The organism is Microvirga rosea (assembly GCF_020595095.1).
In the GTDB taxonomy this organism is placed as follows: Bacteria; Pseudomonadota; Alphaproteobacteria; order Rhizobiales; family Beijerinckiaceae; genus Microvirga; species Microvirga rosea.
In genome coordinates this window covers 28,310-43,252 of the sequence record NZ_JAJDOP010000013.1, presented here as the reverse complement: position 1 = coordinate 43,252, position 14,943 = coordinate 28,310, and the positions used below count along the sequence as shown (strand labels likewise).

Below are 14,943 nucleotides of genomic sequence, written 5' to 3'. Positions count from 1 at the left end.
AGCGCAGAGCGACAGTGCACTCGCGAGCCAAATTGCCTCGTCGGCTTTCTCAAGAATTCGTAGAATGTCTTTCTCATTCTTGACGAGGGGCGGCCTCCGAGACGATCTACGCCTTTGCATTCCAATTCGATCTCTCCCATGAGAAAGGAATGCATAAGCGCGCCACAACATGGCTGCCTACCGGACCGGGATCGTAACAGTTGTTGAAGGCTCCTGAATAGTGACGAGAGCCTCCTGGAACGACGGGGGACCACGCCTGCCGGTATCGTTGGAGAAGCCGTAGGGTTCTCGAGGGAGGCCGATCAGATTGCGGTCAAGACTTCCGTTGCCATTGAGATCTTGGAAGACGGCGACTGCGTAGACACCGGGTTTGACGTTGCGGATGCGCATTTCCACAACGCCTGCCCGAGCAGGCTCGCGGTCCTTATAAGGGCATGAGGTTTCATCAAAGCTCTTGTCGCAGACACCTGCATAGACGGTTCCGTTTCCAGGCTGGATCCCTTCTGCCCGGATGACCAGGGTGGCAGCGTTCGACGGGAGAGCAGTAAGGAGGCATAGCCCAAGGTAGCCGGTCCTCAGCATAGTATTTCTCCTAAGCCAATGCTTCGCCTGCTGATGGCGTTTTCCGACGTGAGTCTACGCTCTTTGATTTTCGAAACCCCAGATCCTTTAAGAGCAAGCGGGTCGTAATGCGTGCACCTTCGAAGATAACAGGAAGGCCGCTGCCTGGATGCGTGCCGCCGCCGACAAGATAAACATTACGGCCAAAGCGGTTATGAGGGCGGAAGTAGAGCATCTGGGCCAAATTATGCGCGAGATTGAAGGTGGCGCCTTCATAAACCGAAAAGTCCTCTTCCCAGGATTGAGGGGTAATCATTCGTTCGAATTGAATGCGGTTCTCGATATCGCTCAATCCAAGCTGTCGGAGCCGATCGAGAATAACTTTGCGAAAGCGCGGAGCTTCCTGCGTCCAGTCGATGCCGCTTCGCAAATTCGGAACCGGCGCAAGAACATAGAGGCTGGTGCCATTCTCCGGCGTCAGCGAAGGGTCCGTGACGCCGGCGTTTTGGATATAAACAGACGGCTCGTCAGAAAGGATACCCTCTGTGATCTCTTGGATATTGCGTTCATAATCGCGAGCAAGAAAGATCGTATGATGAGCAAGGTTGTCGATCGATCCTTCAACTCCGAGATAGAGCATGAAAGTCGAACATGAGAGCTTGGCCCGATCAAGCTTCTTGTCCGGCCACGATTTCCGCATCTTTTCAGGTATCAGGCGGCGCATGGCCTGACCAAAGTCACCATTTACAATAACAGCTCGTGCCGCAATTCTCTCACCGTTTGTCTCAATGCCAATGGCTCTTCCGTTATCATAGAGCACGCGCTCGACAGCCGTGTTGAGACGTATGTCGACACCGAGCTTTCTTGCGACGGCCGCCATGGCCTCTGAGACAGCACCGCAGCCGCCGATGGGATGATAGACGCCATGCTCATATTCCAGGAACGACAGAATCGTAAATAAACTCGGGCACTGAAACGGCGACATGCCGAGATATTTTGTTTGAAACGAAAAGGCTAAGCGAACCCGGGGATCTGAAAAGTATCGACGAAGATCCTGATCGACGCTTGCGTGTGGTCGCAAGTGTGAAAGGGCAGCCAGCATGGCAGGAGAAAAAAGGTCGCGGACACTCGAAAAGGATTGTTCGAGAACTGGGCGAAATGCTTCCAGTTTACGCCGATTGTCGGCAAGGAAGCTGCGAACGTTTCGCGCATCGTCCGGCGATAATCGTGCGACTTCGGCTTCGAGGCGTGTCAAATCCGGTGTGGCTCGAATTTCACCACCTTCGCCGAAAATCAGGTGATACTGCGGGTCGAGTTTTCTTAGTTCGACATAATCTTCAAGACGTTCGCCGCAGGATTCGAAGATGTCTTTCAGAACACGGGGGTAAAGAAAGAAGGTCGGGCCTATGTCGAATTTATAGCCCCCAGGAGTCTGAATGGTCCTTGTCCGCCCTCCGACGGCTGCCTCTTTCTCAAAAACTGTAACTCGCAGTCCCTCTCGAGCGAGGAGCATGGCTGCAGCCAGCCCGCCCGGTCCTGCCCCAATAATGGCAACATGCTCCGGCGTTGGGGGCTGAGGCATGGGATTTGGTCCTTTTCCCTGGGGAGGTGCTTATGCTCCTGCCAAAGAACTAGTTCTGCCATGAGCAATGACCAGTGGGCCGCCGTTGGTTATGGCAATGGCCACGCGCCCAGATAAAAGAAACATTATCCAAGTTATTAAATTACAGTTTAACAGAGTTTTAAGCTATTCATTAGAACTAGCCCGTTGGAAAAAAGTAAGGTGCAGTAAGGGAAAAATGGTCTCGCCTTATTATTGCCTCTTTATCCGTCAGCTTCGCAGCAAGCATAAAAGGAAGGGGAGACAAATCCTTGAAGAACATCCTCGCCCGAGTGCCGCTCATAGCGCCACTTCTTTTCGTTGCTGCGTGCAACACGACTGCCGGCGGTCCAGCGACAACTGGATCGATCTCTCAGGTTGCTGACAAGGCGTTCCAGTCAGGGACGGCTTCTTGGTATGGGCCTGGTTTCCATGGTCGCCGCACCGCGAGCGGCGAAAGATTCAATTCCTTTGCCATGACGGCCGCTCATCGGTCTCTTCCGTTCGGTACGAAGGTTCGGGTCGTCAACGAGAAAAACGGCCGCTCAGTCGTCGTAACAGTGAACGACCGAGGTCCTTTTTCGCGGCGTCGCATCATCGATCTTGCAAAAGGTCCTGCTCAAGAACTCGGTTTGACGTCGAGCGGAACTGCCTACGTGTCGTTGCATCGGATCGGTGAGAATTAGGCGCTTCTTAATCCCTTCCCGCGATCCTTGGGCTGATTCGGACCAAGGGTTGCGTAGATGGAATCCCTATCTCTTCAGTCATCGAACGTCGTTCGCTTTCCAGGGGCGCGCTCGATGGCTTCCCCCCAATATGATCAGAAGAGCTTGATGGATGCCATCTATGCGGCAGGCTCTCTTCCAATCGCTGCAGAAGATTGCAAAACCAAGACACTTGCAACGCGTCTCACGATCTTTGGTTTCGTCGTGCTGGACGAAGTCCAAGGAGACGGAACGGTCCGCAGGTTACGTCCCTCGGAGGCGATCCATCTCTCCACGGCCCATCCCTGGCGTGTTTCCCGTCGCTCAAGCCGCTATACCGTCGACAACGACCTTCCCAGCTCGGATGTAGAGCTATTCCATAGCCAGATGGCTTGAGAAACTCGCCTTTTCGCAGACGCGCCCTAATCTGAGCTTCGGTGCCCATTCCCCATAGGATGGCGCCTTGATAGGGCAGGGTCATGCATTTGGTGCAAATTCTTCTACCATTGACGGACAATGCCGGCCGCAGATTCGCCGGATCGGACTATGGCCGTGTTCGCTCCGAACTATCGGAGCATTTCGGCGGGATCACCAGTTTCACCCGCGCGCCGGCCGAGGGCATGTGGAAGGAAGGCGGACATACGGCCCACGACGATATCGTCGTGTTCGAAGTTATGGTGCGAGAGCTGGATCATGCCTGGTGGGAAGAATACCGGGCCGATTTGGAGCGGCGTTTCAGCCAAGAGACAATCATCGTTCGAGCCCTGAAAGTCGAGATGCTTTGAGTGCGGAACATTCACGGCCCCGCTTCGCTTATTTTAAGACGGAAAGCAGAGTGTTCTCATGGCAAAGCCTCTTGTGGTATCGATCCCCCATAACCTCGGAAAAGTTGAAGCGACCCGGCGGCTTCACGGAGGCCTCTCCAGCCTGAAATCCCAGTTTGGCGACAAGATCGCGTCCATTGAAGAAACGTGGACGGGAGACACGATGGCGTTCAGAGTCGGGGCTATGGGACAGACGATCGCAGGGCATTTGGATGTGCTGGACGATCATGTGCGAGTGGAAGTCCAGTTGCCTTGGCTCATGTCGATGATTGCCGAGAAAGCCAAAGGGTTCATTCAGAAGCAAGGAACCCTGATGCTCGAAAAGAAGTGACCGTTTCGTTCCTGAACGGACGTTCATTTTTAGTGGCCGTTATGGAACCAAATTGCATCCTTGGCATTGATTAAGGGATTGCGACTGCGACCCACCTTGGCGGTCCAGTCCATCAAACACGATGATCTCATAATCCCCCGGACTGAGCGTTCTGTCCGTTCGTAACAACTTGTCTCATTTGAGGATCGCGCCATGCTTGAGCGTTCGACAACGCAGTCGCATGCCCATTATTCATCATTCAAATCTGCTGGTCGAATGCCCCTCCTCGTCTGCTTTTCCCATTTGCGATGGGATTTTGTCTGGCAGCGGCCACAACACTTGCTTAGCCGAGCGGCCAAGCACTTTAATGTGCTGATCATTGAAGAACCCCAAATCAAGGCGGGGGCGAAGCCCCATATGGATGTAAGCGAGCGTCCGCAAGGCGTTACGATTGCGGTGCCGATTCTGCCCGAGGGTTTAAGCCACCAGGATGCTATCGCCGAGCAGCATGATCTTATCGAGGAGCTGATCGGGCGTGAGGCAAGGACGCCGCGTGTTTTCTGGTACTACACCCCTATGGCGCTCGCCTTTACGAGCGATCTTGAGTGCGACCTGTGCATTTACGACAACATGGACGAGCTTTCTCTCTTCCGTGGCGCATCGCAGGAGCTTCTTTCCCTTGAGGAAGATCTATTTGCACGCTGCGATCTCGTGTTTACAGGAGGCATGAGCCTCTACGAGGCGAAGCGCGGCCGCCATCACAGCGTTCACGCATTTCCTTCATCCATCGATTTCAAGCACTTTTCCAAGGCGCGAAACACGAAGCAGGATCCCTCCGACCAGGCTGGGATTCCCCATCCGCGCCTCGGCTTCTTTGGCGTCATTGACGAGCGGATGGATATCGACCTTGTCGCCGCGGTTGCAGACCTGCGACCAGATTGGCAGCTTGTCATGATCGGTCCCGTGGTGAAGATCGATCCCGCCTCGCTGCCCCAGCGTTCGAACATTCATTGGCTTGGCGGCCGGTCCTACGCTGAACTTCCGCAATACCTTTCAGGGTGGGACATCGGCTTTATGCCGTTTGCTCTCAATGAATCGACCAAGTTCATCAGCCCGACCAAGACTCCGGAATTCCTTGCCGCTGGTGTTCCGGTGATCTCAACCCCCATCACGGACGTGGTGCGCCCCTACGGAGAGAAGGGGCTGGTTGAAATCGCCAGAGACGCGTCTGAGGTCGTCGAGAAAGCGGAGCTGATCTTCGGACGTCCGAACGAGGCTTGGCTCAACAAGGTTGACCGGCACCTTGCGACAGGATCCTGGGACAAGACATGGTCCTCCATGCACAAGCTGATGCTGGACGTCCTCGATGGCGCGGATGACAACCGTGTTGACACGAGCCTTCCGACATACGCAACGACACCTGCGGAGTGAATTGAATGTACGATTGGCTAATTGTCGGTGCGGGATTCGCAGGCAGCGTTCTGGCGGAGCGACTTGCGAACGAACGCAACGAGCGTGTTCTTCTCATCGATCGGCGGAATCATATCGGTGGCAACGCCTATGATCGCTACAATGACGATGGGCTCCTGATTCATCAGTACGGCCCGCACATCTTTCACACGAACTCGAAACAGATCTTCGACTATCTGTCACGGTTCACGGAGTGGCGATTCTACGAGCACCGGGTGCTGGCTGAAGTTGACGGGATGTTGGTTCCGATCCCGATCAACCTCGACACGGTGAACAAACTCTATGGGTTGAACCTCACATCCGAAGAGTTGCAGGGCTGGTTCGAGCAGAGGGCGGAAAAAGTTCCGGAGATCAAAACATCGGAAGATGTCGTTGTCTCCGTCGTGGGGCGGGAGCTCTACGAAAAATTCTTCCGTGGATATACGCGCAAACAATGGGGGCTTGATCCGTCCGAACTGGATAAATCCGTCACCTCGCGGGTTCCAACGCGAACAAACCGGGATGATCGCTACTTCGGCGACGAATTCCAGTTCATGCCAAAGTATGGATACACACGGATGTTCGAGAAGATGCTCGACAATCCGAACATCCATGTGATGACACAGACGGACTATGAGGACGTCAAGAACATCGTTCCCCATAAGAGAGTGATCTATACAGGCCCGATCGACGAGTATTTCGATTTCAGGTTCGGCAAATTGCCGTACCGGTCGCTGCAGTTCAAGCACGTCACTCTGGAGCAGGGTTGGTATCAGCCTGTTGCCGTGGTCAATTATCCGCAAACACAGGACTATACGCGGATCACGGAATACAAGCACCTGACCGGGCAGGAGCATGCCCGAACGGCTTTGACGTATGAATATCCATCAGCCGAGGGCGATCCCTACTATCCGATCCCCAAGCCCGAGAACCAAGAGCTTTTCAAGAAGTACGAACGTCTCGCGCTGGCAACGCCCGACGTCTGGTTCGTGGGGCGTCTGGCAACCTATCGCTATTATAATATGGATCAGATCGTCGGCCAGGCTTTGGCGACGTTCAGACGGATCAACGAAGCGCTTCCGCTTGAAGATGAGGCATCTCCTATGCAGGTCATCCCATCATCTGCGGCACTTGCTTCATAGTTTCACTCTCATCGAACAAATCCGTGTCGAAAAGATTGATCAATGATCTATGGCATCGCTCGGAGACGATGAATGAAACGACCTTTGGAGCTTTGGGGCGGAGTGGAATGCACCGTCGCTAGAATTGGCGATGACTTCCGCAACCAAAGCTTGGAGACAGGGCACGGCGAGCGCATCAGCGATATTGATCGCATCGCCGGCCTTGGCATCCGTACGGTGCGCTACCCTGTGCTTTGGGAGACGGTTTCTCCTGATGCTCCGGACCAGGCGGAATTTTCCTGGCACGACGAACGTCTGCGCAGACTTCAAGATCTCGACATGCGTGCCATCGCGGGCCTTTGCCATCACGGTAGCGGCCCCCGTTACACCGACATGCTCGATTCCGCCTGGCCTGAGCTTTTGGCGGATCATGCGGCGAAAGTGGCACGACGCTATCCGCACCTCGATCTTTACACCCCCGTGAACGAACCGCTGACGACAGCTCGGTTTTCGGGTCTGTACGGACATTGGTACCCTCATCAAACCAGCTACCCCTCCTTCTTGAGGATGCTGGTGAACGAGTGCAAGGCGACAGTGCTCTCCATGCGGGAAATCCGCAAGGTGCGAGCTGACGCCCAACTCGTTCAAACGGATGATCTCGGCAAGACCTTTTCGACACCGGCTCTTGCATACCAAGCAGAGCATGAGAACCAGCGTCGGTGGCTAACGTTCGATCTTCTCTGCGGAATGGTTGATCGCCATCACCCCTGGTGGTCCATCTTTCTCAAGAACGGGATCCGCGAAGAGGAACTTTCATTTTTCCTGGACGCCGATGCGGCGCCCGACATCATCGGCATCAATCATTATCTAACGAGCGAGCGCTATCTTGACGAGCGCGCGTCGCGCTACCCCGAGCATCACTCAGGCGGCAACGGCCGGCATCAGTATGCCGATGCCGAAGCCGTCCGCATGCCGCTCCCCGCTGAAGAGCTCGGGCCGTTGGCGCGCCTGCGTGAAACGTGGGAGCGATACAGACGCCCGATTGCCGTGACCGAAGCTCATCACGGATGCACGCGAGATGAGCAGCTGCGCTGGTTGCTGGAGGTCTGGCAGGCAGCCAGGACGCTCCAGGACGAGGGCGCGGATATTCGGGCGGTGACAGTGTGGTCGTTGTTCGGAACAGTGGATTGGAACAGCCTTCTGACGCAGCGAAATGGGTCCTATGAGCCCGGCCCATTCGACGTACGGAGCGGTGGCGACGAGCCGAGGCCGACGGCCCTCGCTCGAGCCGCGGAGGGACTTGCCAAGGAAGGCCACTTCGATCACCCGGTTCTTGATCGCGCGGGTTGGTGGAAACGCGACATCCGCTATTATCGTCGCCCGTCCCGGCGGTCGAACGCCTGCCGGCTGGTCAGCGACCCGCGTCAGATCCTGATTACGGGAGCAAATGGCACCTTAGGGCGTGCGTTCTCGCGGATCTGCGATATTCGGGGGCTCGACCATGTGCTGGTTTCTCGCCAGGAGATGGATATCGCAGACCTGGAGAGCGTGCAAAGTGCCATAAATTGCTACCAACCATGGGCTGTCATCAACACGGCCGGATACGTGCGCGTGGCACAAGCCGAGGAGGAGCCGGAGAGGTGCTTCCGTGAAAATACGCTCGGCGCCGAGAACCTCGCGCGGGTTTGTTCAGCGCAAAGCGTGCCTCTGATAACGTTCTCATCGGATCTTGTCTTTGATGGAACGCTCAACCGACCCTACGGCGAAAGCGATCCCGTGAACCCGGCCAGCGTCTACGGTGCGAGCAAAGCTGAAGCGGAGGGGCGTGTCTTGGCCGCTCACGAGAATGCGCTCGTCATCCGGACCAGCGCATTCTTCGGCCCGTGGGACCGCTATAATTTCGTATGGTGGGTGTTGAACACCCTCTCCAAAGGCGAGATCGTCGAAGCAAGTACCGATCAGGTTTCGCCGACTTATGTCCCTGATCTCGTGCATGAAGTCCTCAATCTCGTGATCGACGGTGAGCGGGGTCTGTGGCACTTGGCGAATTCGGGTGCAGTGTCGTGGTATGACCTTGCCGTGGAGGCCGCCCGGCGCGGGGGATACGATACGAGCCTTGTGGTGAAAGCAGGGGAGGCGCAGGCCTCACAAACGGTCCTGACGAGCGAGCGAGGCGTGTTGCTTCCGACGTTCGACAGTGCTTTCGATCGTTTTTTCAATGACAGCGAAATCGATTGGAGCTCGAACGAGCTCCGGACCGTCGCGGCCGAATAAGATTCGAGCCGCCCGCTTCGAAGGCGGGCGGCTCGAATTGCCAGGATCCGTGCCGGTATAGATTTATGCCGCTGCTTCGGCGGCGCGAACCGCTTCTTCCAACCGTGCCGCACGTGACTCGATTGAAAGCTCTACCAGGCTGTCCAGAAGCATGGTTGCGGTCGGATCCGCCAAAGGTTCGTCTCGGAAGAGGCGGAATGTTGAAGACACGATCCGCCCGCGCCCATAGGATCTCTCGACGCCGAGGGCGACGGGCTTGTGAATCCAGCCTACGACCAGCCCTGCAAAAACCCGCGCCTGGAAGTCCAGCAGATTGCAGCCTGAGATCACGTGGTCCGGAATAACCCTGTCCATGGTTTCATCCAGGAGAGGTCCGCTGGGGAAGCCGGAGAAGTGACCCGCGCGCCGCAGCCATGCGAAGGATGAAGCCCAATCCCCTCGCCACAATGTGCCATCGCGGGACTTGACCTGGACATTCTGCCAATGGGGGAAGAATGGATACAGGCTCATTTCGCCTTCCGGCAGGAGCAGAAGGCTCGCGCCCTGGCGTACATGGTCGGCGATCGCCTTGTCGTGGGTGCGGGACACGACGATCGCTGCCTCCTCAAGGCTCCGCGCGGCCGTATAACCCATCAGCTTGAAGCGCTCGCGGAGATCCTCATGCGGGGACCAGAGTAACTGTCGTGCCTGAGTGGGCCTTCCGCGCTTGGCATGGATCGCGAGATCCACGTGATTTTGCGCGACAAGTCGCCCATCCGATGTGCGAAGCTCGAGAGCGATCCGCCGCAAATCCGGTTCGGACATGTCGGGCACTGGAATATCCAGCGACCCGAGATCCAGGACGGCCGGCGCTTCGAGACGTGGGATCGGCAGGCGCTGAATATGATCGCCGAGCCGGATCTCGAGCTGACAATCCTCCAGGATCGGGCCGGCGCCGTGGGCGATAGCAAGGCGTAAGTGCGCCGTTTCTCCAGCCCAGTACGAGACACGCTCCCATTTCGGTACGATCACCGTATCTGCGTTGATGATCCGAAACAGCTCATGATAGACGCGCGGATTCCGGCGCATATCGAGAAGTCCGTTCGACTCCCAATGGCAATCGTGCAGTTCGGTAATCACGTAGCCGGCCAGGCTGGGCTTGCGCCGCATGGCCTCGATTTCATACTTCATCGCGCGAAACTGCTGCCATTGTGCGGCAATGACAAAGCGACGGAGGTCGCCGAAGACCCGGTCCAGACTCCAGTCCGAGAAGCGGTTTTCGACGCCGTGCGCGTACATGACGCCTTCGCCCCAGTCGTGGCCGGTTTCAAACCACCAGGGCTCCTCGCCCTTTGCATTTCTGAGGTCCTTCGGGTAGGGCAGCCCCCAATTGCCGAACTCGGAGCACATGAGAGGCTCACGCCCCGTAATGACCGCATCCCCATGGGGGGAATACAGCCAGGACGCTCTTCCGGCGAGCTCGTCCACGAACTTGTCCCACTCGTCCCGGTGATCGGGCACGGCGGCATAGAAATGGTAGTCCGCGATGTCCGATTCCACGTGGAAGCTCGGCGCCAGGGGAGAATTGTCGACCACGAGGCGGGTCGGATCATAGGCCTTCAGCCATGCAAAGGTGCGCTTGAGCCAGTCCCGGTGGTCCGAGTCGTTGACGAGGTCTACGCCCCAGTTCTCGTTGATGATCGTCCAGATGATGATCGAGGGATGATTGCTGTCGCGGTCGACGATGCCTTTGAGCAGCTTCTCCTTGCGTCCTCTCGAGCGATCCGTCGACATGCCGCCGTTAGGAAGTTCGGTCCAGATCAGGAGGCCCATCCGATCGGCGACCTCGTAGTAGCGCGGATCGGCCGCCTTGATGTGGCAACGAAGGCAATTGAGGCCGAGCTCCTTGGCCTTGCGGAACTGGTCTTCGAGGAATTCTACGGACGGGACGGTGCAAATCGTGTCCGGGTAGTAATCCTGGTCGAGGGCGGCGCGAAGGTAGAGGGGCTCCCCGTTAAGGTAGAACTTTCCGTTGCGGGTCTCGATCGTCCGAAAGCCGAAATGATCACTGATTTCGTCTTTGACGATCCCGTCACGGATGAGCGCGAGGCGGATGCTGTAGAGATTAGGCTCGTCCGGCGACCATGATTGAACGTCTTCGATCGTGAAGACGAACGGCATGCTCGTCACGCCGATCTGGGTTCCATGTGTTTCGTTGAAGACGACCGCCCCTGACGGGTCGCGCACTTCAATCAGAATTTCGGCCGTATCCGCAAGAGGACGGGCGAAGAAGACTCCGGAGGTCACCTGGCCGGTCTCGCGCTTCGGCACGAGACGGATGCGGGTCATGTGATCGGAGATGCGGCGCTCGAGCAGGACGGATTGCCAGATACCTGAAAGCGGGCCGTACCAACTCTGCTTGCCAAAGGGAATCTCGGCAAACGGAGAATCCGGAAATTCGGCGGGGTTATCGGTGGGGGAATCCACCCGCACCTTGATCTCGTTGGGACCCGGCTTGAGATGCGAGGTGACGTCAAAGGAGAACGGCAGGAAGCCGCCTTCATTCGTCCCGACCTGCTCACCGTTCACGAAAACACGGGAGTTGTGGAATACCGCTCCGAATCGGAGCCAGATGCTGTCGTGCAGCCATTCCTCCGGAATGACGATCGTCTTCCGGTAGATCCCGATCCCGGCGCGCATCCGGAGGTCGTGGAACTGGGCCTGCCAGGGGCTGGGAACGGTAATCTCGCGCACCTCCGCCGGACCAGACATGCGGTCGTCCGCTACGTGCAAAAATTCCCAGCTCCCATCCAAGCTGATGCGATTGTCCTGCATGACAACTCCTTGAATCAGCGCTTACCCAAGGGCACTCAAAACGGCGAAAACATGACTAAGACGGCACGGCACGATCACTTCGACACTAGCCATTATATTCCTGGCCTCAAAGCTCGCCTGGTCTGTCATCTTCGGTTCGCAGCTCCTCGTCCGACGCTATGCTTCTGGTCCGTCTCCATCAACGGTCGAACCCAAGGGTTAGATCCCCGCTATTAGAGGGGCGATCCCTCGTTGGCCCGGAAGGTATCCATTGAGGAACCGGCTGTGTGATGTGGCGTTGCCCTCCCACAGCCGAGCCTTGGAGCCCGGCGAATGCCTTCATTTTATAGCAACGAGGCTCACAATGGCTAAAATTGTTCCTGACGATCGTGCCCGGCAAGGTCCTTCGGGCCGTCCGGTGCTCGGCGTGCTGATCGGCGCCCTGCTTTTGTGCGGTATCGCCATCGGTGGCTACATGATTTGGGTCGGCGCCACATCCCCGGATAATCCCAATCAGGACGCTTCCCGAGCTGCCGTAACGGGATCTCCTTCCGGAACGGCATCGAATCCCACTGACCGGACGTCGCCGGCCAATCCGGCCTACCCGGTCCCGACCGATCCTTCGGCGACGGGCACAACCCAGAAGAAATAAACGTCATTTCCTCCCGCCTGACCCGGAGCGGCGGACGCCGCTCCGGGCGTCCCTTGCAAACCGCTTCCCGGGCGGCGACTTTTCGCCTTAATGATTCGCATAACGAGCCTTCAACGAATTGCGACGGGGCGAAACCGAATGAGAATAATCGCAAGAGGGCGGCTGCTTCTGGCCGCCATGCTGGCTTTTGGCATGACGACGGCCGCCTTGGCCCAACCCCAGAAGCCAACGGCGCCGACGGCCGTCCAGGCTCCAGCCCCAGCCCCAGCGGTCGCCCCTTCTCCGGCTCCAGCCCTTTCTGCCGACACCAAGGCCGCCAGGGCCAAGCTCGATGCGTTCAAGGCGGATCTCGACCAGAAGGAGCTGGCGATTCAGGGGCGAGCTCAGTCGGATACAGAGCTTCAAAACCTGCGCCAGCAAATCGATCCGATCATCGAGAGCATTCGGACGCTCATTGCCGAGCAGGCGCCTAAGCTTGATGCCAGCAAGGCTCGCCTCGCCCAGCTCGGACCCAAGCCCAAGGAGGGGGAGCCCGAAGAGAGTGCTGATGCGGCTCGGGACCGAAGCGAGCGGGAGGCCGCCGTTGCCGAGCTGGACGAGACCCAGCGGCTCGGTCGCGCCATCCTGGTTCAGGCCGAGCAGCTCGACACGCAAATCAGCGATCTGAGGCGAGCCGGGTTTACGCGGGCTCTGTTCGAGAAGAGCGACAGCATCCTCAGCCTCAGCCTGTGGCTGGACGTTATCCAGGCGATTCCACGGGAGCTCAGGGCCCAGAAGATCACCATCGGGGACACGATCGGGCAGATCCAGCGTAGCGCGACGCTCGGTGTCCTGCTGCTGATCGGCATATCCTTAGGCGTTGCCATTGCGCTTTATGTCGGCCGGCGCTCCATTGCGCCGAGGCTTGTTCGCCGTGACCCCGCCATCCTCGATCCTGCGCGACGGAGCCGCCTTCTTGCAGCTATCGCGGTTCTGCTGCTGGGCACCATTCCGGCTATTGCGGGCAGCTGGATCTTCTGGATCGCGTTCGACGCGGCTGATCTGTTTCCGCCCCGGCTGGAGCAGGTCGTGGCCGCGATCCTGCGGGGCTTGGCCTTCATCGCCTTCGTGCGGGCGCTGATCGACGCGATCGTTGCGCCGGACCATGGACCCTGGCGCTTGGTTTCCGTCAGCGAATTGTCGGCCGGACGGATCATGAGCTTTGGTGTCACCCTTGCAACCGTGATGGTCATTGGCAAGGTCCTCGATGCCTTCAACCAGGCCATTGCCGCCGCCTTGCCGATCACGGTCATTACCAGGGCGTTATTCGCGCTGGCTTCCGCGCTCATTTTCGCCGAGTTGCTGCGCCGGTTCGCGGCCAGAGCAAACCAGGACGAGGCCTGCCTTGGCCCCTATGTCGCCCCGGAGATCTCCGTCGGAGGGCCGCTTCGTACCGTTGGCTGGATCATTGTCGGCATCGTGATCGGAAGCGTGCTCGGGGGCTATGTGGCCCTTGCGTCCTTCATGGTCGATCAAGCCATGTGGATTTCCATTCTGGTGGCTTTGCTGATCCTGTTGATCGCCCTGGCGGACGAGTTCATCAGCAACACCTTCCGAACCCAGAGCCGCGTTTCGACAATGCTCCAGGCCAATACCGGCCTGCGCCGCCGCTCCCTTGAGCAGATCGGCGTCCTTGCAAGCGGTGCCGCTCGGCTGGCTCTGATCATCGTGGCGGTGCTGCTGGCGCTTGCGCCCTGGGGCATCGAGTCCACCGACGTAATGGGATCTCTCCGGGCGGTCTTCTTCGGCTTCAGCGTCGGAGATGTGACGATCTCCTTGTCGTCGATCCTGATCGCCGCCTTGCTGTTCACCTTCGGATTCACGATCACGCGGGTCATTCAGCGTTGGTTGGACAATACGTTCCTGCCGGCGACGGAACTGGACGCGGGGCTGCGAAACTCGATCAGGACCGCCGCCGGCTATGTGGGTATCATCTCGGCGGGTGTCGTTGCTTTCACCTATCTCGGCCTGAGCCTCGAGCGGGTCACGATCGTGGCCGGTGCGCTCTCCGTCGGTATCGGTTTCGGTCTTCAGTCCATCGTCAACAACTTCATTTCCGGGCTAATCCTGCTCTGGGAACGCCCCATCCGGGTCGGCGATCTGGTCGTTGTCGGGGATGGCGAGGGCTATGTGCGCCGGATCAACGTGCGCTCGACCGAAATTCAGACCTACGACCGCTCCACCCTGATCGTGCCCAACTCGAACCTCATTTCCGGCATCGTGCGAAACCGGGTGCGCAATGATCGTATCGGCCGTGTTCTGGTGTCGCTCCCGGTGCCGCGTGCGTCAGACCCGGACAAGGTGGCCGAGATCATGCGCCATGGGGCTCTCGCTCACCGCGAGATCATGAGCGAGCCCGCGCCACGGGTCTTGTTCAAGAAGGTGACGGAGAACACAATCGACTTCGATTTGATCTGCTTTGTCGACGACATCGATTCGGCAGGGCGTGTGTCGAGTGATCTTTACTTCGACATCTACCGCAAATTGCGGGAAGCGGGGATCGGCGCACCGGCCGCGCCGGCGCCTCCACCGGCAAAGGAAGAGGAGCCGGAAGCAAAGCCGAAGGCCCTCCAGGATGAAGAGGAAGGCTTAACCCTTCTCAAGGATAAGTAGGGT

At 57.9% G+C, this 14,943-nt stretch carries 12 protein-coding genes; 9 read left to right on the top strand and 3 right to left on the bottom strand.

Translation table 11 applies throughout. The features are described from left to right. Window positions 1-177: 177 nt before the first annotated feature. Both LJD17_RS20875 and LJD17_RS20870 read right to left on the bottom strand, forming a co-directional pair. Complete coding sequence (locus LJD17_RS20875) at window positions 178-582, bottom strand: DUF2141 domain-containing protein (RefSeq protein ID WP_227386127.1); 405 nt, start codon at window positions 580-582, stop codon at window positions 178-180. 10 nt (window positions 583-592) lie between these two features. Continuing rightward, window positions 593-2,143: a phytoene desaturase family protein gene (locus tag LJD17_RS20870; RefSeq protein ID WP_227386126.1), complete on the bottom strand. Its 1,551-nt coding sequence runs from the start codon at window positions 2,141-2,143 to the stop codon at window positions 593-595. 386 nt (window positions 2,144-2,529) lie between these two features. Here LJD17_RS20870 and LJD17_RS20865 point away from each other — a divergent pair, with 386 nt between their 5' ends. From LJD17_RS20865 to LJD17_RS20835, 7 genes are all read left to right on the top strand, one after another. After that, a complete protein-coding gene (locus LJD17_RS20865) occupies window positions 2,530-2,847 on the top strand; it encodes a septal ring lytic transglycosylase RlpA family protein (RefSeq protein WP_227386153.1) in 318 nt (105 codons plus the stop codon). 147 nt (window positions 2,848-2,994) lie between these two features. After that, window positions 2,995-3,261: a hypothetical protein gene (locus LJD17_RS20860; protein WP_227386125.1), complete on the top strand. Its 267-nt coding sequence runs from the start codon at window positions 2,995-2,997 to the stop codon at window positions 3,259-3,261. Between the two features lie 83 nt (window positions 3,262-3,344). Then, on the top strand, window positions 3,345-3,650 hold the full coding sequence (locus LJD17_RS20855) for a hypothetical protein (protein ID WP_227386124.1): 306 nt from the start codon (window positions 3,345-3,347) through the stop codon (window positions 3,648-3,650). Between the two features lie 58 nt (window positions 3,651-3,708). Beyond that, complete coding sequence (locus tag LJD17_RS20850; protein ID WP_227386123.1) at window positions 3,709-4,020, top strand: polyhydroxyalkanoic acid system family protein; 312 nt, start codon at window positions 3,709-3,711, stop codon at window positions 4,018-4,020. Window positions 4,021-4,416: 396 nt separating this feature from the next. After that, complete coding sequence (locus LJD17_RS20845) at window positions 4,417-5,430, top strand: glycosyltransferase (RefSeq protein ID WP_227386122.1); 1,014 nt, start codon at window positions 4,417-4,419, stop codon at window positions 5,428-5,430. A 5-nt stretch (window positions 5,431-5,435) separates the two neighbouring features. Continuing rightward, entirely contained in the window at window positions 5,436-6,590 is a 1,155-nt protein-coding gene (gene glf / locus LJD17_RS20840; RefSeq protein ID WP_227386121.1) for a UDP-galactopyranose mutase, read from the top strand. A 72-nt stretch (window positions 6,591-6,662) separates the two neighbouring features. Continuing rightward, entirely contained in the window at window positions 6,663-8,843 is a 2,181-nt protein-coding gene (locus LJD17_RS20835; protein WP_227386120.1) for a family 1 glycosylhydrolase, read from the top strand. 63 nt (window positions 8,844-8,906) lie between these two features. On the opposite strand, the gene LJD17_RS20830 is transcribed toward LJD17_RS20835, so the two are convergent. After that, window positions 8,907-11,657: a glycoside hydrolase family 2 protein gene (locus LJD17_RS20830; RefSeq protein ID WP_227386119.1), complete on the bottom strand. Its 2,751-nt coding sequence runs from the start codon at window positions 11,655-11,657 to the stop codon at window positions 8,907-8,909. A gap of 343 nt (window positions 11,658-12,000) precedes the next feature. On the opposite strand from LJD17_RS20830, the gene LJD17_RS20825 reads away from it, so the two are divergent. Together LJD17_RS20825 and LJD17_RS20820 are read left to right on the top strand one after the other, a co-directional pair. Further along, window positions 12,001-12,288 (top strand): hypothetical protein, encoded by a 288-nt coding sequence (locus tag LJD17_RS20825; protein ID WP_227386118.1) that lies wholly within the window; start codon window positions 12,001-12,003, stop codon window positions 12,286-12,288. A gap of 138 nt (window positions 12,289-12,426) precedes the next feature. Then, window positions 12,427-14,940 carry a DUF3772 domain-containing protein gene (locus LJD17_RS20820; RefSeq protein ID WP_227386117.1) on the top strand — a complete coding sequence of 838 codons (2,514 nt, stop codon included), beginning with the start codon at window positions 12,427-12,429 and terminating at the stop codon, window positions 14,938-14,940. The last annotated feature ends 3 nt before the right edge of the window (window positions 14,941-14,943 follow it).

Excerpts from the sequence above, each read along its gene's own strand:
- LJD17_RS20875 (WP_227386127.1), bottom strand. The coding sequence starts at position 582 with ATGCTGAGGACCGGCTACCTTGGGCTATGCCTCCTTACTGCTCTCCCG.
- LJD17_RS20870 (WP_227386126.1), bottom strand. The coding sequence starts at position 2,143 with ATGCCTCAGCCCCCAACGCCGGAGCATGTTGCCATTATTGGGGCAGGA.
- LJD17_RS20860 (WP_227386125.1), top strand. The coding sequence starts at position 2,995 with ATGGATGCCATCTATGCGGCAGGCTCTCTTCCAATCGCTGCAGAAGAT.
- LJD17_RS20855 (WP_227386124.1), top strand. The coding sequence starts at position 3,345 with ATGCATTTGGTGCAAATTCTTCTACCATTGACGGACAATGCCGGCCGC.
- LJD17_RS20850 (WP_227386123.1), top strand. The coding sequence starts at position 3,709 with ATGGCAAAGCCTCTTGTGGTATCGATCCCCCATAACCTCGGAAAAGTT.
- LJD17_RS20845 (WP_227386122.1), top strand. The coding sequence starts at position 4,417 with ATGGATGTAAGCGAGCGTCCGCAAGGCGTTACGATTGCGGTGCCGATT.
- glf (WP_227386121.1), top strand. The coding sequence starts at position 5,436 with ATGTACGATTGGCTAATTGTCGGTGCGGGATTCGCAGGCAGCGTTCTG.
- LJD17_RS20835 (WP_227386120.1), top strand. The coding sequence starts at position 6,663 with ATGAAACGACCTTTGGAGCTTTGGGGCGGAGTGGAATGCACCGTCGCT.
- LJD17_RS20830 (WP_227386119.1), bottom strand. The coding sequence starts at position 11,657 with ATGCAGGACAATCGCATCAGCTTGGATGGGAGCTGGGAATTTTTGCAC.
- LJD17_RS20825 (WP_227386118.1), top strand. The coding sequence starts at position 12,001 with ATGGCTAAAATTGTTCCTGACGATCGTGCCCGGCAAGGTCCTTCGGGC.
- LJD17_RS20820 (WP_227386117.1), top strand. The coding sequence starts at position 12,427 with ATGAGAATAATCGCAAGAGGGCGGCTGCTTCTGGCCGCCATGCTGGCT.